22 protein-coding genes are annotated in these 20230 nt (G+C 63.6%); 9 read left to right on the top strand and 13 right to left on the bottom strand.

The window, feature by feature from the left end; translation table 11 throughout:
* Positions 1-13 precede the first annotated feature (13 nt).
* From ACIGJE_RS20020 to ACIGJE_RS20030, 3 genes are all read right to left on the bottom strand, one after another.
* Positions 14-295 carry a type II toxin-antitoxin system RelE/ParE family toxin gene (locus ACIGJE_RS20020; RefSeq protein WP_483678575.1) on the bottom strand — a complete coding sequence of 94 codons (282 nt, stop codon included), beginning with the start codon at positions 293-295 and terminating at the stop codon, positions 14-16.
* Positions 296-408: 113 nt separating this feature from the next.
* Positions 409-1674 carry an AGE family epimerase/isomerase gene (locus tag ACIGJE_RS20025; RefSeq protein ID WP_483678577.1) on the bottom strand — a complete coding sequence of 422 codons (1266 nt, stop codon included), beginning with the start codon at positions 1672-1674 and terminating at the stop codon, positions 409-411.
* Positions 1675-1725: 51 nt separating this feature from the next.
* Positions 1726-1983 (bottom strand): hypothetical protein, encoded by a 258-nt coding sequence (locus ACIGJE_RS20030; protein ID WP_483678579.1) that lies wholly within the window; start codon positions 1981-1983, stop codon positions 1726-1728.
* On the opposite strand from ACIGJE_RS20030, the gene ACIGJE_RS20035 reads away from it, so the two are divergent.
* A complete protein-coding gene (locus ACIGJE_RS20035; RefSeq protein WP_415082383.1) occupies positions 1982-2797 on the top strand; it encodes a phytanoyl-CoA dioxygenase family protein in 816 nt (271 codons plus the stop codon). The genes ACIGJE_RS20030 and ACIGJE_RS20035 overlap by 2 nt on opposite strands.
* Before the next feature lie 66 nt (positions 2798-2863).
* Entirely contained in the window at positions 2864-3316 is a 453-nt protein-coding gene (locus tag ACIGJE_RS20040) for a GNAT family N-acetyltransferase (RefSeq protein WP_415082385.1), read from the top strand.
* A 16-nt stretch (positions 3317-3332) separates the two neighbouring features.
* Here the strand turns inward: ACIGJE_RS20040 and ACIGJE_RS20045 are convergent, their stop codons facing one another.
* From ACIGJE_RS20045 to ACIGJE_RS20060, 4 genes are all read right to left on the bottom strand, one after another.
* Positions 3333-3833 (bottom strand): 2-thiouracil desulfurase family protein, encoded by a 501-nt coding sequence (locus tag ACIGJE_RS20045; protein WP_311935256.1) that lies wholly within the window; start codon positions 3831-3833, stop codon positions 3333-3335.
* 642 nt (positions 3834-4475) lie between these two features.
* The gene (gene eno / locus ACIGJE_RS20050; protein ID WP_311935258.1) at positions 4476-5777 is read right to left on the bottom strand and encodes a phosphopyruvate hydratase; all 1302 of its coding nucleotides are present in this window, start codon (positions 5775-5777) and stop codon (positions 4476-4478) included.
* Positions 5774-6787: a phosphotransferase family protein gene (locus ACIGJE_RS20055; RefSeq protein WP_415082388.1), complete on the bottom strand. Its 1014-nt coding sequence runs from the start codon at positions 6785-6787 to the stop codon at positions 5774-5776. Before ACIGJE_RS20055 ends, eno begins: the two co-directional genes overlap by 4 nt.
* 11 nt (positions 6788-6798) lie before the next feature.
* Positions 6799-7395 carry a TetR/AcrR family transcriptional regulator gene (locus ACIGJE_RS20060; protein WP_415082390.1) on the bottom strand — a complete coding sequence of 199 codons (597 nt, stop codon included), beginning with the start codon at positions 7393-7395 and terminating at the stop codon, positions 6799-6801.
* A 68-nt stretch (positions 7396-7463) separates the two neighbouring features.
* Here ACIGJE_RS20060 and ACIGJE_RS20065 point away from each other — a divergent pair, with 68 nt between their 5' ends.
* Positions 7464-7892, top strand: coding sequence for a VOC family protein (locus ACIGJE_RS20065; RefSeq protein WP_415082472.1), 429 nt, complete (start codon positions 7464-7466; stop codon positions 7890-7892).
* Between the two features lie 153 nt (positions 7893-8045).
* Positions 8046-8573 carry a DUF1269 domain-containing protein gene (locus ACIGJE_RS20070; RefSeq protein ID WP_311935263.1) on the top strand — a complete coding sequence of 176 codons (528 nt, stop codon included), beginning with the start codon at positions 8046-8048 and terminating at the stop codon, positions 8571-8573.
* Between the two features lie 84 nt (positions 8574-8657).
* Here ACIGJE_RS20070 and ACIGJE_RS20075 read toward each other — a convergent pair whose 3' ends face one another.
* Positions 8658-9197, bottom strand: coding sequence for a GNAT family N-acetyltransferase (locus tag ACIGJE_RS20075; protein ID WP_415082393.1), 540 nt, complete (start codon positions 9195-9197; stop codon positions 8658-8660).
* Positions 9198-9464: 267 nt separating this feature from the next.
* Between ACIGJE_RS20075 and ACIGJE_RS20080 the strand changes: the two genes are divergently transcribed.
* On the top strand, positions 9465-10520 hold the full coding sequence (locus tag ACIGJE_RS20080; RefSeq protein WP_415082395.1) for a hypothetical protein: 1056 nt from the start codon (positions 9465-9467) through the stop codon (positions 10518-10520).
* Positions 10521-10887: 367 nt separating this feature from the next.
* Positions 10888-11709 (top strand): DeoR/GlpR family DNA-binding transcription regulator, encoded by an 822-nt coding sequence (locus tag ACIGJE_RS20085; RefSeq protein ID WP_311935268.1) that lies wholly within the window; start codon positions 10888-10890, stop codon positions 11707-11709.
* Between the two features lie 54 nt (positions 11710-11763).
* Here ACIGJE_RS20085 and ACIGJE_RS20090 read toward each other — a convergent pair whose 3' ends face one another.
* A complete protein-coding gene (locus ACIGJE_RS20090; RefSeq protein WP_311935270.1) occupies positions 11764-12699 on the bottom strand; it encodes a LysR family transcriptional regulator in 936 nt (311 codons plus the stop codon).
* A gap of 95 nt (positions 12700-12794) precedes the next feature.
* On the opposite strand from ACIGJE_RS20090, the gene ACIGJE_RS20095 reads away from it, so the two are divergent.
* From ACIGJE_RS20095 to ACIGJE_RS20105, 3 genes are all read left to right on the top strand, one after another.
* On the top strand, positions 12795-12983 hold the full coding sequence (locus tag ACIGJE_RS20095; protein ID WP_311935272.1) for a hypothetical protein: 189 nt from the start codon (positions 12795-12797) through the stop codon (positions 12981-12983).
* A gap of 45 nt (positions 12984-13028) precedes the next feature.
* A complete protein-coding gene (locus ACIGJE_RS20100) occupies positions 13029-13439 on the top strand; it encodes a DoxX family protein (protein WP_311935273.1) in 411 nt (136 codons plus the stop codon).
* Positions 13440-13674: 235 nt separating this feature from the next.
* On the top strand, positions 13675-14274 hold the full coding sequence (locus ACIGJE_RS20105; RefSeq protein WP_367623118.1) for a nitroreductase family protein: 600 nt from the start codon (positions 13675-13677) through the stop codon (positions 14272-14274).
* 164 nt (positions 14275-14438) lie between these two features.
* On the opposite strand, the gene ACIGJE_RS20110 is transcribed toward ACIGJE_RS20105, so the two are convergent.
* From ACIGJE_RS20110 to aroA, 4 genes are all read right to left on the bottom strand, one after another.
* A complete protein-coding gene (locus ACIGJE_RS20110) occupies positions 14439-15614 on the bottom strand; it encodes a CaiB/BaiF CoA transferase family protein (RefSeq protein ID WP_483678585.1) in 1176 nt (391 codons plus the stop codon).
* A 43-nt stretch (positions 15615-15657) separates the two neighbouring features.
* Complete coding sequence (locus tag ACIGJE_RS20115) at positions 15658-17052, bottom strand: amidase (protein WP_415082403.1); 1395 nt, start codon at positions 17050-17052, stop codon at positions 15658-15660.
* A gap of 107 nt (positions 17053-17159) precedes the next feature.
* On the bottom strand, positions 17160-18623 hold the full coding sequence (locus tag ACIGJE_RS20120) for a cryptochrome/photolyase family protein (protein ID WP_483678588.1): 1464 nt from the start codon (positions 18621-18623) through the stop codon (positions 17160-17162).
* A 32-nt stretch (positions 18624-18655) separates the two neighbouring features.
* Positions 18656-19942, bottom strand: coding sequence for a 3-phosphoshikimate 1-carboxyvinyltransferase (gene aroA / locus ACIGJE_RS20125; protein ID WP_483678589.1), 1287 nt, complete (start codon positions 19940-19942; stop codon positions 18656-18658).
* Positions 19943-20230: the final 288 nt, after the last annotated feature.

A 20230-nucleotide genomic window follows, 5' to 3' on the forward strand; every position in this document is an offset into this window, starting at 1 on the left:
ACGATACTCCTCCTCAATGATAATCCACGATCTCGGCACGCTCCGCGCCACCATCCGACCAGATGAAACAGACCCTGAACTGGTCATTAATCCGGATGGAATGCTGGCCGGCGCGATCTCCCCTCAACACCTCGAGACGATTGCCTGGTGGCGAGCGCAGGTCGTCGAGATTATGAGCAGCATGAAGCGCTTCCAATCTACGGCGGGCAATCCTGACGATGTCCGTTGGAAAGCCCTTGGGAACGCCGCCATTGAAGACGGCTTCCGTCAGCCTATCCTTGAATGAGCGGATCATGTCTCACCCTACGGTACATGTATCATTCCACGATACATTTTACAATGAAATGTATCTCTATCCGATACAGCCGTCCCTGCCTCTCTCTGCGCTGGCCATCATTGCCGTCACCTTCAAATCTTCACCCCCTCGGTGATCAGCCCGCGCGTGATGCTGCCGGTGGTAGGCAGCAGCGGAATAAGGCAGGCCTGGAGGGCGTGGTAGATGTCGACCTTGCCGTAGAACGGGCCGGTGTTGGGCTTGAGGTCATCGCCGAGCTGAGGGAACCAGCCGCCATGCACCTTGTCGATGAAGCGTGCGGCGCTGAAGTTCCAGATATTACGGTACCATTCTTCGTAGAAACCGTCGCCGTCGGTGGCGTTGAGAAAGGCCGCCGCGCCGATCCCCTCGCAGCAGGGCCACCAATAGCGATCGCGAATGCGCGCCGCACCGGTCCAATCGAGCGTATAGTAGAAGCCGCCTTTTTCATGGTCCCAGCCATCCTTGACGGCCTGGCGGAACAGGTTGGCGGCGGCATCGGGCAGCCAGGTCAGCTTGCGCCCGCCCAGTTCCCACAGCTGCAGCAAGAGGCGCGCCCATTCCAGCCAATGGCCCGGCGTGGTGCCGTAGGGACGGAAGACCGGGCTGCCGGAATAATCCTTGTTGAGCTGCCAATCCTGGCTGAAATGCTCGGGCAGGTGCCAGCCATTCTCGGCGGCGTGGCGCCGCACGATCAGGTCGGCGATACGCTCGGCCTTGTTGAGATAGCTGCTGTCGCCCGTTGCCTCGAAGGCAGCCATCAGGGCCTCGGTCAGATGCATATTGGAGTTCTGGCCACGATAGGTATCGAAGGACTGCCAGTCCCGCGTGAACTCCTCGGCCGTGGCACCGGGCCCCTCCTCCCAGAAATGCTCCTCCAGCACTGTGGAGATGTCGGCGAGCAGCCGGTCGGCATCGGGGTGACCGGCAACCTTGGCGCTGGAAGCCGCCAGCAGCACGAAGGCGTGGCCATAGGCCTGCTTGGTGTCGTCGGTCGGCCCCTCATAGCCGACGCCCCAGAAATAGCCGCCCTTGCCCTTGTCGCGATGGCCGTTCCAGATGAAATCCATGCCGTGATCGATCATCACGTCGGCGCCCGGGCGCCCCATCAGATGGGCGATGGCAAAGCAATGCACCATGCGCGTGGTCGAGTGGATCTGGCGGGTCGGCAGGCTGCCGGGCGGTTGTCCGGGCACGAAGGGCTTGCAGGCCATGTCGAGATCGTAGAAGCCGCCCAGGGGATTGAGGCTGTTCTGTTCGAATACGGAGAACAGCGTATCCGCCTGCTGCAGGAGCCAGGCTCGGTGGCTCGACAACGTCACCCATTTCGGCGTGGTGGGAGCGGAAGCGGCGGACGTCATCTGAAGTCTCCTCGGTACGGCACTGATTGGGGCGTCGAGCCCGCTCCCTGCTTAGAACAGCTCGGGCGCATGCGCCACCGATTGGTCAGAAGAAATAGCGTCCGACAAGGTTGACCCGGCCCTGCGCAGGCCTATGCTGCCGCGATCATGATGATGCAGACACTCAACATCGCCACCGTCTTCTTCCTCGTCCGCTAACCGAGGAAAGACTGGATGCCGGTCCGCTCCGGCGGACCTGTCGCCGTGAATCATACGGCGGTTGCCGTTCGCCCGTGGCGGCGCAACGGCGCGATGATTGAGATTTCTCATGCCCACACTCCCACAAGAGCGCGCTCTCGATGCCGCGCAGATCGAACGATTCATCGAAGACGGCTTCGTGAGGATCGATGGCGCCTTTTCCCGCGACCTGGCGGTGCACGCCCGTTCCATCCTGTGGCGGGACATCCCCTGCGATCCCGACGATTCCGCCACCTGGAAGAAACCCGTGATCCGACTCGGCGGCTATGGCGGAGGCCCGTTCCGGGAGGCCGCCAACACACCCGTGCTCAAATCGGCCTTCGACCAGCTCGTCGGCAAAGGGCGCTGGCATCCACGGGACGGCCTCGGCAGTTTCCCGATACGCTTTCCCCACCCCGACGATCCCGGCGACGCCGGCTGGCATGTCGACCTTTCTTTTCCTGGCGAGGACTGCGACCCCGATGAGCGCACCGACTTTTCGGCCTGGCGCGTGAACGTCACCTCACGCGGGCGGGCCCTGCTGATGCTGTTCCTGTTCTCCGACGTGGGACCGGACGATGCGCCGACCCGCATTCGCATCGGCTCGCACCTCGACATGGCGCGCTACCTCGCTCCGGCGGGCGAAGCCGGGCGTTCGCGCATGGAGCTGGAACAGATGGGTGTTCGGCGCCAACAGACGCTGGCAACGGGCGAGGCCGGTACGGTCTATCTTTGCCACCCCTTCCTGGTGCACGCCGCGCAGAAGCATCGGGGCTCCACACCGCGCTTTCTGGCGCAGCCTCCGTTGATACCGAGGGAACCTTTCCGGCTGCAGCGCGACGATGGGGACTACTCGCCCGTGGAGATTGCCATCCGGCGTGCCCTCTCGGAGACTGGGCCAACCTGACGATGACCGCTCTCCCCGGAGAACCGAGGAGAGCGGGAACACCGCTCACCCCTTCCGGAGGACATTATGGTCCAAGCCCTGCGCCTCGCGACCGCCGCCGATCTTCCGGCCATAGAGCACATCGTCGAGGCAGCCTACAGGCCTTATGTCGTGCGCATCGGGCGCAAGCCCGGGCCCATGCTCGACAACTACGCCGCGCTGGTAGAGGCAGGGCATCTGCATGTCCTCGTCCTTGATGGCGATATCCAGGGCATACTCGTCCTGATCCCGCAAGCGGATGCGATGCTCCTGGACAATGTTGCGGTCGCTCCCGCCGCGCAGGGGCGAGGACTGGGTCGCCGCCTGCTCCTGGCGGCCGAAGACTTCGCCCGTGAAGCGGCCTATCGCCGGATCCGGCTCTACACCAATGAGGCGATGACGGAGAATATCGCGCTCTACAGCCGCTGCGGCTATGCCGAGACACATCGCATCGAGGAAAAGGGCCTGCGCAGGGTCTATATGGAGAAAGATCTGGGCTGACGCGCTCCGTTCCCCTTCAGTCTGCGTCGACGCTTTCCAACCTGGCCTCGAGAGCTCCGATTTCCGCCGGCGTGAAAACCTCGAGGCCCTCCGCCCGCAGGAGCGCGGCCGTGACGCCGGCACCGGCATGTTTCCGCCCTGCAAAAGCCCCGTCATAGATGAAGGCACCGCCGCAGGATGGGCTGCCATCGATCAGGAGCGCGAAGCGGCACCCCTCCGTCTGCGCCAAAGCCAGGGCGTTCCTGGCGCCGTCGAGAAAGAGCGCGGTGACATCGGCGCCGGTGATATCGACCACCCGCGCAGCGCCCGCCAGGACGTCGTGGCCCGACAGTCCCCCGGCGATCTCGGCCGGGGCCCGGGGTACGCTGAATCCTCCGGCGAGTTCGGGACAAACCACGACGAGACGCCCTTCGTCGCGCCAGCGCGTGAGAGCCGGGTGATCGAGCGTCTTCGCCGCACCGTCGTAGCGAACAGGCCGCCCGACGAGACAGGCGCTCACCAGGATCTTGGCCGTCATTGCCGCCCCGTATCGCTCTTGAGCATCAGCGCTGTGATAGGACCAAGTGCCGGCTGCGACAACCGTCGACTTCGGCTCCCGGCTTACCGGCTGTCAATGCCCCAGCGCTGCAGCCGGATAAGTTACCGTTGGTACGGTCCTGGTATCAGTCCAGTCGCATTCTGGTTCTATTCTTGACAGGCATGCAGTGGGGATTCGCGGATACAGGTGAGCTCGAAGAGCACGAATTGTCTTAAGATTCTCACATATTGAGGCGTTCATGTCAGACAATTTTCGACCATCCAAGCAGTTAATCGATTTATCCGATGATGGCATCGGACATGCTTATTTTTTGTATTGATGAGCGTAGCCAGCTTTGTTACGGGATGGCGCAAGCTTGCACTGAAGTTATGAAGTCGCAGACGCCTTATTTGCCAGGAGATGCTTAAATTTAGCATCCAAGCGCAGATTTCGATTGCAATAACTTAACGTCATGCAAGTAAATGCCCGCCGGAGGAGGAAGACAGGCGCTTCCTCCTCCGGCTTTTCTTTGCTTGATACCCCGCCAGGTCTACCGACCAGCCGACCTCCCCCCGCACCTGCAGGCAAGCAAGCTCATCGACCTCACCCATGCAGGACCCCGGGAAGCCCTGCCAGCGGCTCTCAAGTGACGCTCTGCCGACGCTTGAAGGGCAGGCTGTCGATACCCGCAAAGCGGGCCTTGGATCCGAGGGCTTCTTCAATACGCAGGGCCTCGTTCCATTTGGCCATGCGTTCGGAACGGGCGAAGGAACCGACCTTAAGCTGTCCGGCATGCCAGCCAATCGCGAGATGCACGATGGCGACATCCTCTGTCTCCCCGGAGCGAGCCGACACAATCGTGCCGAAACCGGCGCGTCGTCCCGCCTCGCAGGCAGCCTTGGCCTCGCTGACCGTGCCGGCCTGGTTGACCTTCACCAGCACCGCATTGACGGTTTCGTTCCTCGCCGCCTGTTCGACCAGCCCGGCATTGGTTACCAGGAAATCATCGCCGATGACCTGAATGCGGTGGCCCACGGCCGCAGTAAAGCGGGCAAGCCCTTCGGCATCGTCCTCGGCGAAAGGGTCCTCGATCGACAGGATGGGATAGCGCTCGCACCAGCCCAGGAGATAGTCCGCCATGCCGTCCCGGTCGAGCTCGCGTCCCTCCAGGCCGAGCCGGTAACGCCCGCCGCGGCCGAATTCGGAGGCGGCGATATCGAGCGAGATCGCGGCGTCGTCGCCCGGTGTGAAGCCGGCTCGCTCGATGGCCAGCACCAGCGTGTCGAGCGCCTCTTCGTTGGAAGCAAATGCAGGCCACCAGCCTCCTTCATCCGCAACGCCCTGCAACAGGCCGCGCTCGGCCATGATCCTTCCAGCCGCCAGATAGACCTCGGCCGTGATCTCGAGCGCCTCGGCAAAGCTCGCCGCCTTGGGCGCCATCACCATGAAATCCTGGATATCGGTGCGGCGGCCGGCATGCGCGCCGCCGCCGAAGATCTGGATTTCCGGAAGGGGAAGGGTAACGCTCCCCTCACCCGCCAGATATTGCCACAGCGGCTGGCCCTGACTGGCGGCTGCCGCATGCAGCACAGCGAGCGAGACCGCGACGGTGGCATTGCCGCCGAGCCTTTGCTTGGTCGGCGTGCCGTCCAGCGCGATCAGCGCCGCGTCCAGCCCCGCCTGGTCGAACGGGTCGCGGCCGATCAAAAGCGGCGCGATCTCCTCACGCATGCCAGCGAGGGCTCCCTGGACGTCGAGGCCACCCAGCCTTTCGCCGCCATCCCTGCGCTCGAGCGCCTCGCGGCTGCCCCGGGAGGCGCCAGCCGGAGCAATGCCCCGCGCGATAGTGCCGTCGCTGAGCTCGATTTCGGCTTCGACGGTGGGACGGCCGCGTGAATCCCAGATGCGGCGCGCATCAAGTCTACGGATGAATATATCGGTCATTGGCGGGCCCAGGCATTGGCGATGGCAATCAGGTCTTGCTGCGGGTCGGCGATCAGCGGTCTGGCAAAGTGGCGCACGGCTTCCCGTTCGTCCTCTTGTGTCAAATATTCGACAGGCGACTTGCCATCCACACGCGCCAGGAACAGCACCGGCAGCAGGGCAGCCGTCCTGGCCTCGAGAGCAGCACGGTCCTCCCAGTCGATCCTGGCGAAATAGGTGCCGACAAGGGCTTCGAAGGCATCCCGATAGGCCGCGCGTGGCACGCCTCGCCGCGCCCCTTTCAACAGGAGATGATTGAGGCAGAAGGCGAGATCGAAGGCCGGGTCGCCAAAACAGGCACATTCGGCGTCGAGAAAGACAGGCCCCTTCCGTCCGCACAGGATGTTCTTCGGGCTGACGTCGCCGTGGATCAGCGCCTTCTTGCTGGCAAGCGTGCGGGCGGCGATGGCCTCGATCCTGCCGGCCAGATCGGGATGCGCGCGGGCCGTGGCCATGAGATAGGGCTCGATGCGGATCGGCCCGAAGGTCGTGTCATTGGCAAAGCGCAGAGCAAGCTCTCCCTCCCGGGCGCTGGCTGCATGAATGAGGCCGAGATCGGCACCGACACGCGCCGCGAACGCGCTGTCGACCCGCTGTTCCAGCAGATGCTCCTTCCACACCGGGTTGAGTTCGGGAGCCAGAAAGGCCATGGCGAACAGGCCGAGTTGCTCGTCCTCGCCAAGCAAGGCGGGCACGCCATCCGGCAACCACTGGCCTATCTGGCGAATCCAGGCTGCTTCCGCCGCGTTGCGGTTCGTTGGCGCCTCCCAGACGGCCGCTACCTTCAGGCGGGCCAATGCCCGCTTGACGCAGAAGCGCCGGCTCGCGGTTTCGACCAGATGGATGTCGGAAGAAACCCCACCCGTCAGGGCTGAAAAGCGCGCCGTCTCCCCCGGTCCGAGCAACCCCATTCGGCGCAAAGCCGCAGGGATCGTCAGCGAGGCATCATCGGATTGGTGATTGGAATGCATCCTCTGATCCTTCATCCAGCCGGAACGCGCAAGCCATCGAGCACGCGCCGGATGAGCGCCCGCCATTCCTCTCCGGCCGCTCCCGCGGCCATCGACAGTGCCGCCCTGTCATAGACGGCCGACAGGAGCAGCGCCGCCGTTTCGAGGGGTACCGGTCGTAACAACCCGCTTGCGACCGCTGCGGCGATACCTTCTCGCAGCGTGCGACCACCATGGGCGGCGTCGATGGCATCCACCGTCTCGCGCCCCAGCACGGCCGGGGCCTCGATCAGCAAGAGCCGGGTACGCCCGGGTTCGGACATGGCGGCCAGAAAAGCCTCGCCGCCGGCGATCAGCGCCTCCATCGCACCGAGTTCTTCCGGTGCCGCCCGTTCGATCTCAGCGGCCAGGGCAGCATTCTCTGCCTCGACGACAGCACGGAACAGCGCCTGCTTGTCGACGAAATGATGATAGAGCGCACCGCGCGTCACGCCCGCCTCGGCCACCAATTCGGGCGTTCCCGTATCGGCATAGCCCTTGGCGACGAACAGGCGCCGCCCAGCCGCGATCAAGGCCGCCCGCGTTCTGAGCGTGCGATCCTGGTTGGAGCGTCGGCCGTCCTCTTGCATGCATACAGCCTGTATGTTATCAAAAAACATTCAGACTGTATGTTTATAGGGGAGGCGCAGGAATGTCCATGAAGATCACCAGCTATTATCCCGTGATCATGACTAGGCAAGTGGCCGCGACTGCGGCCTTCTATGTCGAGCATCTGGGCTTCCGGATCCTGTTCGAGGCGGACTGGTATGTGCATCTGCAATCGGCAGCTGACGAGACGGTCAATCTCGCCGTGCTCGACGGCGGTCACCACACCATTCCCGAACAGGGGCGCGGTGGGCAGGTCGGCGGTCTTCTGCTCAATTTCGAAGTCGCCGACGTCGATGCCGAATATGCAAGGCTCAAACAGGTGGGCCTGCCGATCCTGCTGGAATTGCGCGACGAGGCGTTCGGGCAGCGTCATTTCATCACGGCCGATCCCAATGGCGTGCTGATCGACGTGATCACGCCCATTCCACCCGCTCAGGAATTCGCCGGCAACTATGCGCCCGATGCCGCGCCGCAGTGAAGGCGAGCCCGGATGGGCATCTATGCAGACGTTTTCACGACGTGCCGGAAGCACGATCCGTGCCCGACAATGGTCACATGGATTCCATAGGCTTGCTGGATAAACGTCCTTCATGGCGCAACACGCCATGACAGGTGAACACAGGAGTTCTTGATGTCCGATCTTATTGTCGTCGGCTTTGATTCCATCGATGAGGCCGACAAGGTCCTGCTCAAGCTGGACGCGCTCAAGAAGGAATATCTGGTCGATCTCGAGGATGCGGTGGTGGTCACCCGCAATGCCGAGGGCAAGGTTCATCTCAAGCAGAGCATCAACCTGACCGGCATCGGTGCGAGTTCCGGCCTGCTCTCCGGTGCGTTGTGGGGCGGGCTTGTCGGCCTGCTCTTCCTCAACCCGCTGGCCGGTTTCGCCATCGGAGGCGCCGTCGGTGCGGGCGTCGGCGCCCTCTCCGGTTCGCTCGCCGATTACGGCATCGACGACGACTTCATCAAGTCGCTCGGCCAGACCATTCCCAACAATTCCTCCGCCCTGTTCGTGCTGGTCCGCAAGGTCCAACCCGAGAAGGTCCTGGCCGAATTCAGCGGCCTCAAGGGACGGGTGATCAAGACCTCGCTGTCGCCGGAACAAGAGCAGAAGCTGCAGGAAGCCCTGTCGGCAGCACCTGCCCCGACCAACGGCTAAGTCCCGCTTTCTGTCCTGTAGCGGCCGGCCGACAGCCGGCCGTTGCAGGCCCTTACCTCTGCTCCCTAGCCGGGGCTGGGTGTCTCAGCGTCCGGTCGCTTCGAGCGAAGCGAAATCGCTTCGCGTCATCTGGAAGCGCTTCCAGGTCGCGCCTTGATCATCGCGCATGCCGGCATCGCTGAGGCCCAGCTTCTGCGCGACGCGCAGCGAAGCGGCATTGCGGGGAGCGATCTCGGCTACGATCCTGTCTGCCTCGAGCGTGGCAAAGGCATGCCGAACCACCGGCACGGCCGCTTCGGTCGCATAGCCCTTGCCCCAGGCCTTCCGCACCAGCCGCCAGCCGATCTCGATCTCAGGCCCGGTTCCGTCGGCGGGAATGAGCAGGATCCACCCCAGGAAGCGATCGGGATGAAACCTGTCGACGACAGTCCCGTAGCCCAGCCCCGGCCCATAGTCGGCCTGCATGCGCTGCCTGACGAACGCCTCGTGCTGTTCCGGATCGTGCCAGGGCCCCGGAATATGCTTGGTGACCTCGATATCGCGATCCATGTCAAGGCAGGCTTCGAAATCGGCCATGGTGCGCGGCCGTATCAGCAGGCGCTGCGTTTCGAAATTCGGCAGCACGACATTTCTCCTTCACACCGATGCGATTGGCAGACTCTTCGTTCCTTCTCCCGCAACGCAGCAGCAAATGGCAAATCTCATCCATGCGAATTCGCGTCGCCCTCCACAAGGATTCCTGCCCTGCGGATGCCAGCGATAATCCTTGTGAACGGAAAATTTTGCACTGGTTTGAAAGATTTTGATCGTATATGAGTGTCATTGAAATGAATGCGACTCGCCGCAGCGAGGAAGCGGCGGCATTCATCGCCAGTCCAAGGAGCATGTGCGATGGCCTACCCCCAAACCCGTCTCGACCAGAAATTGCGCAATATCAGAGCGGGCAACTACAAGCGTTCCGACTTCATCATTGCCGATGCCAAGGACGGCGACATGGGCTCCGGCCTCGCGGCAACCGGCTTTGCCCGCAGCACCGACGGCGGCCAGGGCCGGGTGCGCACGCGCGCCGAATTTCTTGACCAGATCCAGGCCATCGTCGAGCAGGATATCGTCGACATCATGCTGGTGTCGGCCTCCAATCTCGAACTGCTGCACGAGCGCGGCGTCTTCCGCACTTCGGCGGTGAAACCCTCCATTCGCGCCAATGACACCACCGATTGCTGGGGTGGCGTGCGCCACCAGGCCTATACCAAGCATCCCTCCCGCCATTTCCGGACCGCCAACCTTTCGCGCGTCATGTACGGCACCAACGAGCCGGCGATTGGCGCGCCCGTGACCGGCACCGATCTCGGCCTCTATTCGGTGACCTTCCTCAACGACATCGATCACGATTATGAAGCACTCGACGCCTTCGCCGCCTTCCGCGAAGAGGCCGCCGACAACAATTTCAAGTACTTCTTCGAAGTCTTCAATCCCAATGTCGACTGCGGCCTCGATCGCCAGCAGATCGGCGAATACATCAATGACAGCATCCTGCGCTGCCTGGCCGGCGTGACCAAGGCGGACCGCCCGCAATTCCTCAAGATCGTCTATAATGGACCCAAGGCGCTCGAAGAACTGTCGAGCTTCGATCCCGACCTGGTGGTCGGCGTACTTGGCGGCGGCGCCGGCACGACCCGTGACACCTTCGAATTGCTGCACCAGGCCGAAAAATATGGCGGCCGCGTCGCGTTGTTCGGCCGCAAGATCAACCTGGCCGAGGATCCGCTTGCGCTGCTGGTGCTGATGCGGCAGGTCGCCGACGGCACTATCGCACCGGACGAAGCCGTCAAGGCCTATCATGGCGAATTGTCCAAGAGCGGCCTCAAGGCCAAGCGCAGCCTGGAAGATGACCTCGCGATCACCGAGGATGTGCTCAAGCCGGCGGCCCTGAAGAAGGTCGCCTGACGGTTCCAATGCAGTTCCCTTAAGGAGGAAACACTCCGAATTGTCATAGCCGGGCTTGACCCGGCTATCCAGAAGCCCCCGCGCAACGGGGCTAAAGGCTGGATTGCCGGGTCAAGCCCGGCAATGACAAAGGTCGTGCAAACTCGAAGACGCTTCAGTGAGCTGCATTGGCCTGACGGTTCCGCCATTCGATCAGACAAGGCGGGTCGTTTCGATCCGCCTTTTGTCCATCTGGGAAGCAACGCGCTTCAATGGCAGAATCTGCAAGATTGTGCCTAAGTCGAGCCTGTATCGTCTGACGGCACCGAGGGTCTGTGCATCTCGGGGCCGCGTCGATGATCTGCATGCTCAAAGGAGTCCGCCTTATATGGAAGCCCCCACCAAACGCGTCGAGATCATCCCCGCCAAAAGGCGGGCGCTCATTCTGGAGCATCTGCGCATCAATGGGGCGGCCTCCATCCAGGAACTGGCCGACTCGATCGGCGGGTCGCAATCGACCATTCGCCGCGATCTCGAACATCTGATGGAAGGCGGCTATCTCGAACGCACCCATGGCGGCGCATTGCTGGTGCCGCCGCTGCAAGCGACCTTCGAACGTGAATCGCAGATCAATGCGCATATGCAGCGCGCCCAGAAGATCGCCATCGGCGCCGAAGCGGCCCTGCGCATCAACAATCGCGAGAGCGTGATCTTCGAAGCCAGTTCCACCGTGATGGAAGTGGTACGGGCCGCGGCCCTGCGTGACCTTTCCCTCACCGTGGTTACCAACAGCCTGGAGATCGCGCAGGTCAGTTCCGACGTACCGAGTTGGAGGGTGATCATGCCGGGCGGCACCATCCGGCCCGGCGGCTGGCGTTCGCTCTGGGGCGAGCCGGGCGAGAGCTTTTTCAACACCGTGCACGCCGATGTCTGCGTCACCGGTGCCTATGCCGTCAGCGGCAATGTCCTCACCGATGCCGCCCTCGAAGTCGCTTCGCTCAAGCGCAAGATGATCCAATCATCCCGTCGCACCATCGTGGTGGTCGACAGCTCGAAATTCTCGGCACCGTCCTTCTCGACCTTCTGCGAGCTCTCCGCCATCGACGAACTGATCACCGATGACGGCATCAAGCCCGAATATCTGGAAGCGCTGAACAACTATGGAACCAAGGTCACAGTGGTGCCGATGAAGGGGACGACACAGCGATAGGCCGCCTTCATCCGCGCACCCGGTGCCCTTGCCTGCCCAGCTTCCTGGCGACGCCTATGCCGCGCTGCGCGCAGCGGCAAGCGCCTCGCCGGTCTCGTCCAGCGCCGCCTTCAGCCTGGCAAGCAGCCAGCTCGCAGCGGGGCCGAGCGCCGTATCCGTGCGCCGGATGCTCTGCAGGGGATAGAGATTGCGATCCCAGCCTGTCATCGCCAGGCGCACCAGCCGGCCTGCGGCGATATCGTCGTTCACCATGTCCTCGGGCATGCTGCCCCAGCCGATGCCGGAGCGCAGCAGCATGAATTTGGCGCCGAGATCGGCGATGCGCCACGTCTTCGAGCTGAGCACGCCGAATTCCTGTCCTTCGGTGAATTTGGAACGGTCCGTCAGCACGAGTTGTACATGTTCCTGCGCCCGGACATCGGCCTCCTCGCTACCGAGGCTGGCCAGGGGATGGGAAGGAGCAGCCACGGGGATGAGTCGGATGGAGCCGATGCCCCGCCGCTCGATGCCGATGATGTCGCGCGACAGGGGCCCGCCCACGCCGAGATCGGCGATGCCGTCGAGCACATGCTGCGTGACGGCGCCGAGCGCCTCGACATGCAGTCGCAACGACACGGTGGGAAATTCCGCCTGGAAGGCGTTCAGTACCCGTACCAGGGCGCAGGGCGGCAGCATGACGTCGACCGTCAGCGTGACCTCCGCCTCCAGCCCCGAGGTCAGACCCTTGGCCTTGGCGATCAGGCTGCCCACGCCCCGCGCCACCACACGCGCTTCGGCCAGCATGGCCTTGCCGGCCTCGGTGAGTTGGGGCTTGCGGGTGGAATCGCGATCGAAAAGCTCCAGCCCGAGCTGAGCTTCCAGATTGGCGATGGTGTAGCTCACCACCGAGGTCGCGCGCCCGAGCTGACGGGCCGCGCCGGCGAAGCTGCCGGCCTCGACGATGGCAAGGAAGACCTGAAGCTGGTCAAGCGTGGGGCGCGGATCAGACATATCAACTTCCTCGAACCTAATTGTCTATATTATCCATATTTTCTTGAACATCAATCTTTGAGATAACGGCATCAAGTTCAGATGAGGTGCTCGCCATGTTCATCACCACCCTGTTCGATCGCATCCTCGGCCGAAAAGCCAACCCGGCTTTGGCGTCCCTGCTCCTCAAGGAGCAGTCTCAGCCGCTGCCGAGAATCCATATCGTGGCCCTCGCCCCCTCGGGTGCCACGGATGCGTTGGCCAAGGCGCTGGAAAGCGCGCACTTTACCGACATCAAGGCCTGAGCGGACGAAGCCGCTCACCGCCCTCAACCAAAAAGAGAAACTGCCATGTCCTCAGACGTTCGCTACACCCCCCTGCTCGGCCGCGTGCTGATCGCGGCGATCTTTCTTCTCAGCGGCTTCGGCAAGCTGACGGCTCCGGCCGCCACTGCCGGCTATATCGCGGCTGCCGGTCTGCCGCTTCCCTATCTCGGCGTCATCCTCGCGATCCTGGTCGAGCTTGTCGGCGGCATCCTGCTGATCGTCGGCTACCAGACCCGCCTCGTCGCCCTCGCCATGGCGGTGTTCTCCGTCGCCGCCGCCGCCTTCTTTCATAACAATCTGGGCGACCAGAACCAGTTCATCCATTTCTTCAAGAACATCGCCATGGCAGGCGGCCTGCTCCAGGTCGTGGCCTTCGGTGCCGGCAGCCTCAGCGTCGACGCCGCCCTCAACCGGAAAAACGTTGCGACCGCCTGAGGAGGAAGGCCGGGCCAGCCCGGCCTTGCGTCGCCAACTGCCAGACGGATCGAAAAGATCCGTCTGGCCTTTTGGCAAAACCGACCGAAGCGCTACGACATCTCAACCTTTTCGCATCTAACCATCGAAATTATCCAGATTTCCATCCCGTCACATTCGAGGCATGGAGGGCTGCGATAAGAAGTGCCGCAAGCGACGGCCCTCCTCGACGTCACACAGATAGAGAAGACTCCTCATGTCCAAGACCTTTATCGATCATATCAAGACCCGCCGCACGCAATATGCCCTGGGCAAGACGCTGCCCAAGAGCGAGGAAGAGATCAGCAGATTGATCCAGGACGTGATCAAGCATGTCCCGTCCTCCTTCAATTCGCAGAGTTCGCGCGCCGTGATCCTGTTCGGCAAGCAGAGCGACAAGTTCTGGCACCTGACCAAGGAAATCCTGCGCAAGATCGTGCCCGCCGACAGCTTCGCCTCGACCGAAGGCAAGATGGATGCTTTCGCCGCCGGCGCCGGCACCGTGCTGTTCTTCGAGGATCAGGACGTGGTGAAGAGCCTGCAGGACAAATTCCCGCTCTATGCTGACAATTTCCCCATCTGGTCGGAACAGTCGGGCGGCATGGCGCAGTTCGCCGTGTGGACGGCCCTGGCCGAGCACGGCATCGGTGCCAGCCTGCAGCACTATGCCCCGCTGGTCGACGAGGCCGTGCAGAAGGAATGGCATGTGCCCAAGTCCTGGAAGCTGCGCGCCCAGATGCCCTTCGGCTCCAACGAGCAGCCCTTCCCCGAGAAGAGCTTCATGAACGACAATGATCGCTTCAAGGTCTACGCCTGAAGACACGAACGAGGACCGGAAGTAATTTCGGTCAATGACATGAAGGAAGGCCGCCGCATGGCGGCCTTTTTTCTGGGATCGCAGGCGTCTCCGCCTGCTCTTGGCAGCGTTCCTTCTATGGAAAAAAGAGGCAGGCGAGGACGCCTGCGATCCCAGAAGGGGCCTCACGCCTTCGGCAGGTCCGGGCTCGCCGTCCGCGCCACCATCGGCTCACCGTCGATCAGGATGGGCGTGCGTACGGACGGAATGGAGCCGCCCTTCACGCCGGGATGCGGCAGGTCGACGATCATGCCGCGATGGGTAGCCTGGGGATCGTGCAGGGCGTCGGCGACCGAATTGATAGGTCCGGCCGGCACGCCGACCTTTTCCAGAGACGTCAGCAGATCCTCCCTCGTCCGCCGCCCGGTCAATCCGGCGATCAGGGCCGCCAGGGTATCGCGGTTGCGCACCCGGTCCTTGTTGGTGAGATAATCGGGATGAGCGGCGATATCCTGGATATTGAGCACGCCGCAAAGCTTGACGAACTGGCTGTCATTGCCGCAGGCGATGATGATGTGCCCGTCGCTGGCGGGAAAGACCTGATAGGGCACGATATTGGGATGGGCATTGCCCATGCGCGTGGGGCTCTTGCCGGAAGCGAGATAGTTCATCGCCTGGTTGGCAAGCACCGCGAGCTGCACGTCGAACAGCGACATGTCGACATGCCCGCCCAGCCCCGTCATCTCGCGGCGGCGCAAAGCCGCCTGCACGCCGACCACGGCATAGACTCCCGTGAAGACATCCGCGAAGGCGACGCCGATCTTCTGCGGTTCCCCGTTCGGATCGCCCGTCAGGTCCATGATGCCGCCCATGCCCTGGATCATGAAGTCATAACCCGCCCTGGCGGCATATGGACCATCCTGTCCAAATCCCGTGACCGAACAGGTCACCACACGGGGATTGATCGCCTTCAGGCTTTCATGGTCGAGGCCGTATTTCTTCAGGCCCCCGACCTTGAAATTCTCGAGCACGACATCGGCCTCGCGCACGAGCGCCCGGACCTGATCGGCCCCTTCAGCCGTCTCGAAATTGAGGGCGACCGAGCGCTTGCCGCGATTGCAGGAATGGAAATAGGCAGCGCCCAGGTTCTCGCCATCCTCCGTGGTGATGAAGGGAGGTCCCCAGGTCCTGGTATCGTCGCCCTGCCCCGGCCGCTCCACCTTGATGACCTCGGCACCGAGATCGGCGAGCAGCTGTCCGGCCCAGGGCCCCGCCAGGATGCGGGCGAGTTCGAGCACGCGCACGCCATGCAGCGGCTTGGGCGGATTGTGGGCGGGAAGGTCCGACAGAGGTGTCCACATGATGGCTTGCAGGGCTTTCTTGAAGGATGTGTTCTGGAACGTGTCAGGCGGCGGACGGGAAAGCCGGAGGCCTGAGCCCCTCGACCCATTTGGCCAGCGCCAGCACGCCGCGATCGTCATGGCGATGACCGACGATCTGCACGCCGGCCGGCATGCCGCTGGCGCCGAGACCCATCGGCACGGAAATGACGGGGCATGAACTGGTCAGGTTGAAATGGCCTGTCATGTCGACAGACTTGAAACGACCGTCGGGCAGGATTTCGTCACGCTCGCGCCGGGCCGGATCGGCAAAAGGTGCAGTCGTGCAGGTGGTGGGGCACAGCAGGGCATCGTACCCCTTGAGCACATCGGCAAAGGCCCGCCACAGAGCGGTACGCCGGTGCTCGATGGCCCGCAGCTTGACGGCATCGAGCTTGCGACCGGCCTCGATCAGCGCGACCACGTTCGGATCGAGGTCGCCGCGATGCTGTTCGAGGAGATAGCCGACATCGCCCGCAAAGCAATAGGCCCACAGATCCTCCCAATCGAGGACCGACTGCACGCTGAACGGCGTCTTCACCCAGGTGATCTCGGCACCGGACCGGGAAAGATCGTCGATCAGGCGATGAAAGAGGTCGGCGACCTCATCCGAGATCGCATGGGTGTCGAGATCGAGCGACACGGCAAGACGCGGCCGGGCCGGCGTCGATGCGACGGGAAAAACCGGCGGCAGGGCAGGCAGCGACAGGGCATCCGCGTCATCCGGCCCCTCGCTGACGGCGAGGAACAGGGCGGCATCGTCGACGCAACGCGCCAGCGGTCCGAAATGGGCGAGCGTGTCATATTGCGTGCGCAGGATATCCATCGGAATGCGGCCGAAGCTCGGCTTCAGCCCGACTACGCCGCACAGAGAAGCGGGAATGCGCACCGAGCCGCCCATGTCGGTGCCTTCGGCCAGCATCACGCAGCCGGCGGCGACCGCCGCCCCCGAGCCGCCGGACGAGCCGCCTGCACTGAGTTCGGTATTCCAGGGATTGCGGGTGATGCCCCACAGCGGGCTCTGGGTATTGCCGGAATAGGCGAATTCCGGCGTGGTGGTATGGCCGACGATCACGGCACCGGCCGCCTTCAGCCGGCGCACGATCACCGGATCGTGCTCGGCGACATGGTCGCGGAACACCTTCGAGCCGAAGGTCGTCAGCTTGCCGGCGATCGGCGTGAAATCCTTGATACCAACAGGCACGCCGCACAGGGCCAGTGCCGCCCGTTCGGCTAGGGGCAGAGCATCGATGCGGGCGGCCTGCTCGCGTGCCTCATCGGCATAGATCTCGGTGAAGCAATTGATCCTCGGCTGCGCCAGGGTCGATCGCGCCAGGCTCGCTTCGACGGCTTCGAGCGCGGATGCCTTGCCGTTCCTGATCGCCTCGGCCAAGGCGACCGCGCTGTTCAACTCCGTCATGGCTCCCCCCTCAGACTCAGCGGCCTCAACCTAGCGGCAAGAACGCGGTCGCGGTAGGGGCTGCGACGTCGCTGCAGATCGTGGTTCCGGCTTCGGTCATACAAGCCCTAGCTGCGCAGCGAGCGCCATGCCGCCAACGCCCTTTCGCGAGCGATCTTGTGATCGACGATCGGAAAGGGATAGGTCTTGCCGAGGCGAATGCCGGCGGCGGCGAGCTGCGTGGACGAGGCCGTCCAGGGCCGATGGATGAAGGGAGCGGCGAGGCGCCCGAGTTCCGGCAGCCACCTCTTCACGAAGGTACCGTCAGGATCGAACTTCTCGCCCTGGGTCACGGGATTGAAAATGCGGAAATAGGGCGCGGCATCGGCGCCCGACCCGGCGACCCATTGCCAGCTCGCCGGATTGTTGGCCGGATCGGCATCGACCAGAGTTTCCCAGAACCAGCGCTCCCCCTCCCGCCAGTCGATCAGCAGATGCTTGACCAGGAAGGAGGCCACGATCATGCGGGCACGGTTGTGCATCCACCCGGTTGCCCACAACTGGCGCATGGCGGCGTCGACGACGGGATAGCCGGTCATGCCCTTTTTCCAGGCGCCGAGATCCTCGTGGCCCCGACGCCAGGGCATCGCGTCGAAATCCGGCTGCAGATTGCGCTCATGCAAGGACGGACAGTGGTAGAGAAGGGAATAGGAAAACTCCCGCCAACCGAGTTCCGACCGGAACTTCTCGGCATCGCGATCGCCGGCCGCCATGCCACGATGCTGCCGGGCCGACAGGGCATGCCAAAGTTGCCGCGCGGATACATTGCCGGCGTGCAGATAGGGCGAAAGCCGCGACGTCGTCCTGGCGTCGAGACGATCGCGATTGTCGGCATAGCCGGCGAGATCCTCGTCGAGAAAGTCCTGGAGGCAGGCGAGGCCCGCCGCCTCGCCGCGCGTCCAGTCGGCGCGCATCGCCACGGCCCAATCGGGGCGCTGGGGATCGGGCTCGAGACCGGTTGGATAGCTGAAGTGCTGGGCAGCCTCTTCCGGAAGCGGTGCAAAGGCGCATGCGGGCGGTGCCGGCAAGGGCGGTTCGACGGCTCTTTGTTGGAAAGCCCGCCAAAAGGCCCCGAAGACGCGATAGGGTTCACCCGATTGAGAGGAAATCGTCCAGGGTTCGCTCAGGAGCGAACCATTGAAGCTATGCGCGTCGACGCCGCGAGCCCGCAGGCCCGCTTTGATCTGCGTATCGATGTCCCGACCGGCCGGATCATAGCGCCTGTTCCAGTAGACGGCGCCGGCATTGATCTTGTCTACAGCCGTTTTCAAAACCTCGCCGGCTGTGCCGGCGAGGACGTGCAACTGTCCGCCTCTTGCACGAAGGTCCGCATCCAGCGCCGCAAGCGAGCCGTGCAGCCACCAGAGAGCCGCGCCTCCAGGCCGCCGTCCTTCGCCCGTTGGTTCATGGATATAGAGGCAGATCACGGGAACGCCGGTCTGGCAGGCGGCATGCAAGGCAGGATTGTCGCGCAGGCGAAGATCGTCGCGAAACCAGACGATGGCGGGCTTGAGCACGGGGGAAGTCGTCATCGTCACGCCATTGCCCCCGCTTCAGCCTGCTTTCACGCGCGGCCTTCCTCCAATTGCACCCCGAGCGAGGCCAGCGCCTGCCAGTAGCCGGGATAGGTCTTGGCGACACAGCCCGGATCCTGGATGGAAATGCCGTGGATCTTCAGCCCCGCCAGGGCGAAGCTCATGGCAATGCGATGATCGGCATAGCTGTCGATCGAGGCAGGCAATGTCTGGCCCGCGAGCCCAGGATCGGAGGCGACGATGAGGTCGTCGCCCTCCTCGCGGGCGAGATTGGGACGGATGCGGGTCAGGCCGTCGGCCAGCGCGGCCACCCGGTCGCATTCCTTGACGCGCAGATTGGCGATGCCGGTGAAGCGCACCGGCGTCTGGTTGAAGGCGGCCAGAACGGCCAGCGTCGGCACGGCATCCTGCATCTGCGAGCCGTCGATCACCGGCGGCAGATGCGGGTAGGCCGCGATCAGCGCATGGGCCTTGGCGTCAGGCTGGGTAAAGGCTTCGGCAGGCACGCCAAGGTCGATGGCGCCCCCCGTCAACACCTCGGCGGCCCACAGATAGGTCGCGGCGGAGGCGTCCGGCTCGATCAGATAGTCGGTGGCGCGATAGCCCGTCGGCGACACGCGCCAGGTCCGGGCATCAGGCCGCTCGATCTCCGCCCCGAAAGCCCGCATGGTGGCCAGTGTCAGGTCGATATAGCCACGGGCGCCGATCTCCTCGCCTTCCTTGCCGCCCGCCAGCACGATGTCGACCGGCTCCTTGCCGCAGGCGGCGGCCATCAGCAGGGCGGACACATATTGGCTCGACAGTCCCGCGTCGATCTCGACCCGCCCCGCCCCGAAACTGCCCTTGCCATGTACGGTGACCGGCGGGCAGCCTGTCGGCGCCTCCGCCGCGATGCCGAGGGTACCGAGGGCCGTGACCAGCGGCGCGATCGGGCGCTTGCGCATATGGGCATCGCCATCCACCACGACATCGCCGTCGACCAGGGCTGCCGCGGCGGCGAGGAAGCGGGTGGCCGTCCCGGCATTGCCGAGGAAAAGGGGCGCTGCCGGCTTGGTCAGACGGCCGGAGCTCGTGACGGTGAAACTGGTTGCATCGGGCTCCTCGACGGTGACCCCCATGGCCTGCAGCGCCACGGCCATGTAGCGGGTGTCGTCGCTCTTGAGCGCCCCGGTCAGGCGGCTGGTTCCCTTGGCCAGCGCCGCCACCAGCAGGGCTCGGTTGGTGATCGACTTGGAGCCCGGCGGCACCACGCGCCCGCGCAGCGGGTGATCCGGCGGAATCACCGTGGTCAGATCTCCGCTCCAATCCGTCGACATCCTCTATTCCCTCGTTCCAAGCGCAAAGGGCGTTTAAACGGAAACGTCTTTTTGCTCTAGATCTTTGTTTCCAAGCCAATCCGACGGATTGGCCAGAGCGTCTTTGCCATCCTTGGCGATTCCGCCAAATCACAAAACGCTCTTGCCCCGCCGCAGCGGGCAGACAGATGCAATCGCGCCCTCTCTACGATTGTTGCGCGGTTGCGCCAAGTAGGAACCAACACCCGGCCGATCGACCCCGGCGATTGCGCGGTTTGCCCACCGACGGGTAGAAGGTCAGTTCCGACT

The organism is Labrys sp. E2SS-1L, from assembly GCF_057073705.1.

Excerpts from the sequence above, each read along its gene's own strand:
- ACIGJE_RS20020 (WP_483678575.1), bottom strand. The coding sequence starts at position 295 with ATGATCCGCTCATTCAAGGATAGGCTGACGGAAGCCGTCTTCAATGGC.
- ACIGJE_RS20025 (WP_483678577.1), bottom strand. The coding sequence starts at position 1,674 with ATGACGTCCGCCGCTTCCGCTCCCACCACGCCGAAATGGGTGACGTTG.
- ACIGJE_RS20035 (WP_415082383.1), top strand. The coding sequence starts at position 1,982 with ATGCCCACACTCCCACAAGAGCGCGCTCTCGATGCCGCGCAGATCGAA.
- ACIGJE_RS20030 (WP_483678579.1), bottom strand. The coding sequence starts at position 1,983 with ATGAGAAATCTCAATCATCGCGCCGTTGCGCCGCCACGGGCGAACGGC.
- ACIGJE_RS20040 (WP_415082385.1), top strand. The coding sequence starts at position 2,864 with ATGGTCCAAGCCCTGCGCCTCGCGACCGCCGCCGATCTTCCGGCCATA.
- ACIGJE_RS20045 (WP_311935256.1), bottom strand. The coding sequence starts at position 3,833 with ATGACGGCCAAGATCCTGGTGAGCGCCTGTCTCGTCGGGCGGCCTGTT.
- eno (WP_311935258.1), bottom strand. The coding sequence starts at position 5,777 with ATGACCGATATATTCATCCGTAGACTTGATGCGCGCCGCATCTGGGAT.
- ACIGJE_RS20055 (WP_415082388.1), bottom strand. The coding sequence starts at position 6,787 with ATGCATTCCAATCACCAATCCGATGATGCCTCGCTGACGATCCCTGCG.
- ACIGJE_RS20060 (WP_415082390.1), bottom strand. The coding sequence starts at position 7,395 with ATGCAAGAGGACGGCCGACGCTCCAACCAGGATCGCACGCTCAGAACG.
- ACIGJE_RS20065 (WP_415082472.1), top strand. The coding sequence starts at position 7,464 with ATGAAGATCACCAGCTATTATCCCGTGATCATGACTAGGCAAGTGGCC.
- ACIGJE_RS20070 (WP_311935263.1), top strand. The coding sequence starts at position 8,046 with ATGTCCGATCTTATTGTCGTCGGCTTTGATTCCATCGATGAGGCCGAC.
- ACIGJE_RS20080 (WP_415082395.1), top strand. The coding sequence starts at position 9,465 with ATGGCCTACCCCCAAACCCGTCTCGACCAGAAATTGCGCAATATCAGA.
- ACIGJE_RS20085 (WP_311935268.1), top strand. The coding sequence starts at position 10,888 with ATGGAAGCCCCCACCAAACGCGTCGAGATCATCCCCGCCAAAAGGCGG.
- ACIGJE_RS20090 (WP_311935270.1), bottom strand. The coding sequence starts at position 12,699 with ATGTCTGATCCGCGCCCCACGCTTGACCAGCTTCAGGTCTTCCTTGCC.
- ACIGJE_RS20095 (WP_311935272.1), top strand. The coding sequence starts at position 12,795 with ATGTTCATCACCACCCTGTTCGATCGCATCCTCGGCCGAAAAGCCAAC.
- ACIGJE_RS20100 (WP_311935273.1), top strand. The coding sequence starts at position 13,029 with ATGTCCTCAGACGTTCGCTACACCCCCCTGCTCGGCCGCGTGCTGATC.
- ACIGJE_RS20105 (WP_367623118.1), top strand. The coding sequence starts at position 13,675 with ATGTCCAAGACCTTTATCGATCATATCAAGACCCGCCGCACGCAATAT.
- ACIGJE_RS20110 (WP_483678585.1), bottom strand. The coding sequence starts at position 15,614 with ATGTGGACACCTCTGTCGGACCTTCCCGCCCACAATCCGCCCAAGCCG.
- ACIGJE_RS20115 (WP_415082403.1), bottom strand. The coding sequence starts at position 17,052 with ATGACGGAGTTGAACAGCGCGGTCGCCTTGGCCGAGGCGATCAGGAAC.
- ACIGJE_RS20120 (WP_483678588.1), bottom strand. The coding sequence starts at position 18,623 with ATGACGACTTCCCCCGTGCTCAAGCCCGCCATCGTCTGGTTTCGCGAC.
- aroA (WP_483678589.1), bottom strand. The coding sequence starts at position 19,942 with ATGTCGACGGATTGGAGCGGAGATCTGACCACGGTGATTCCGCCGGAT.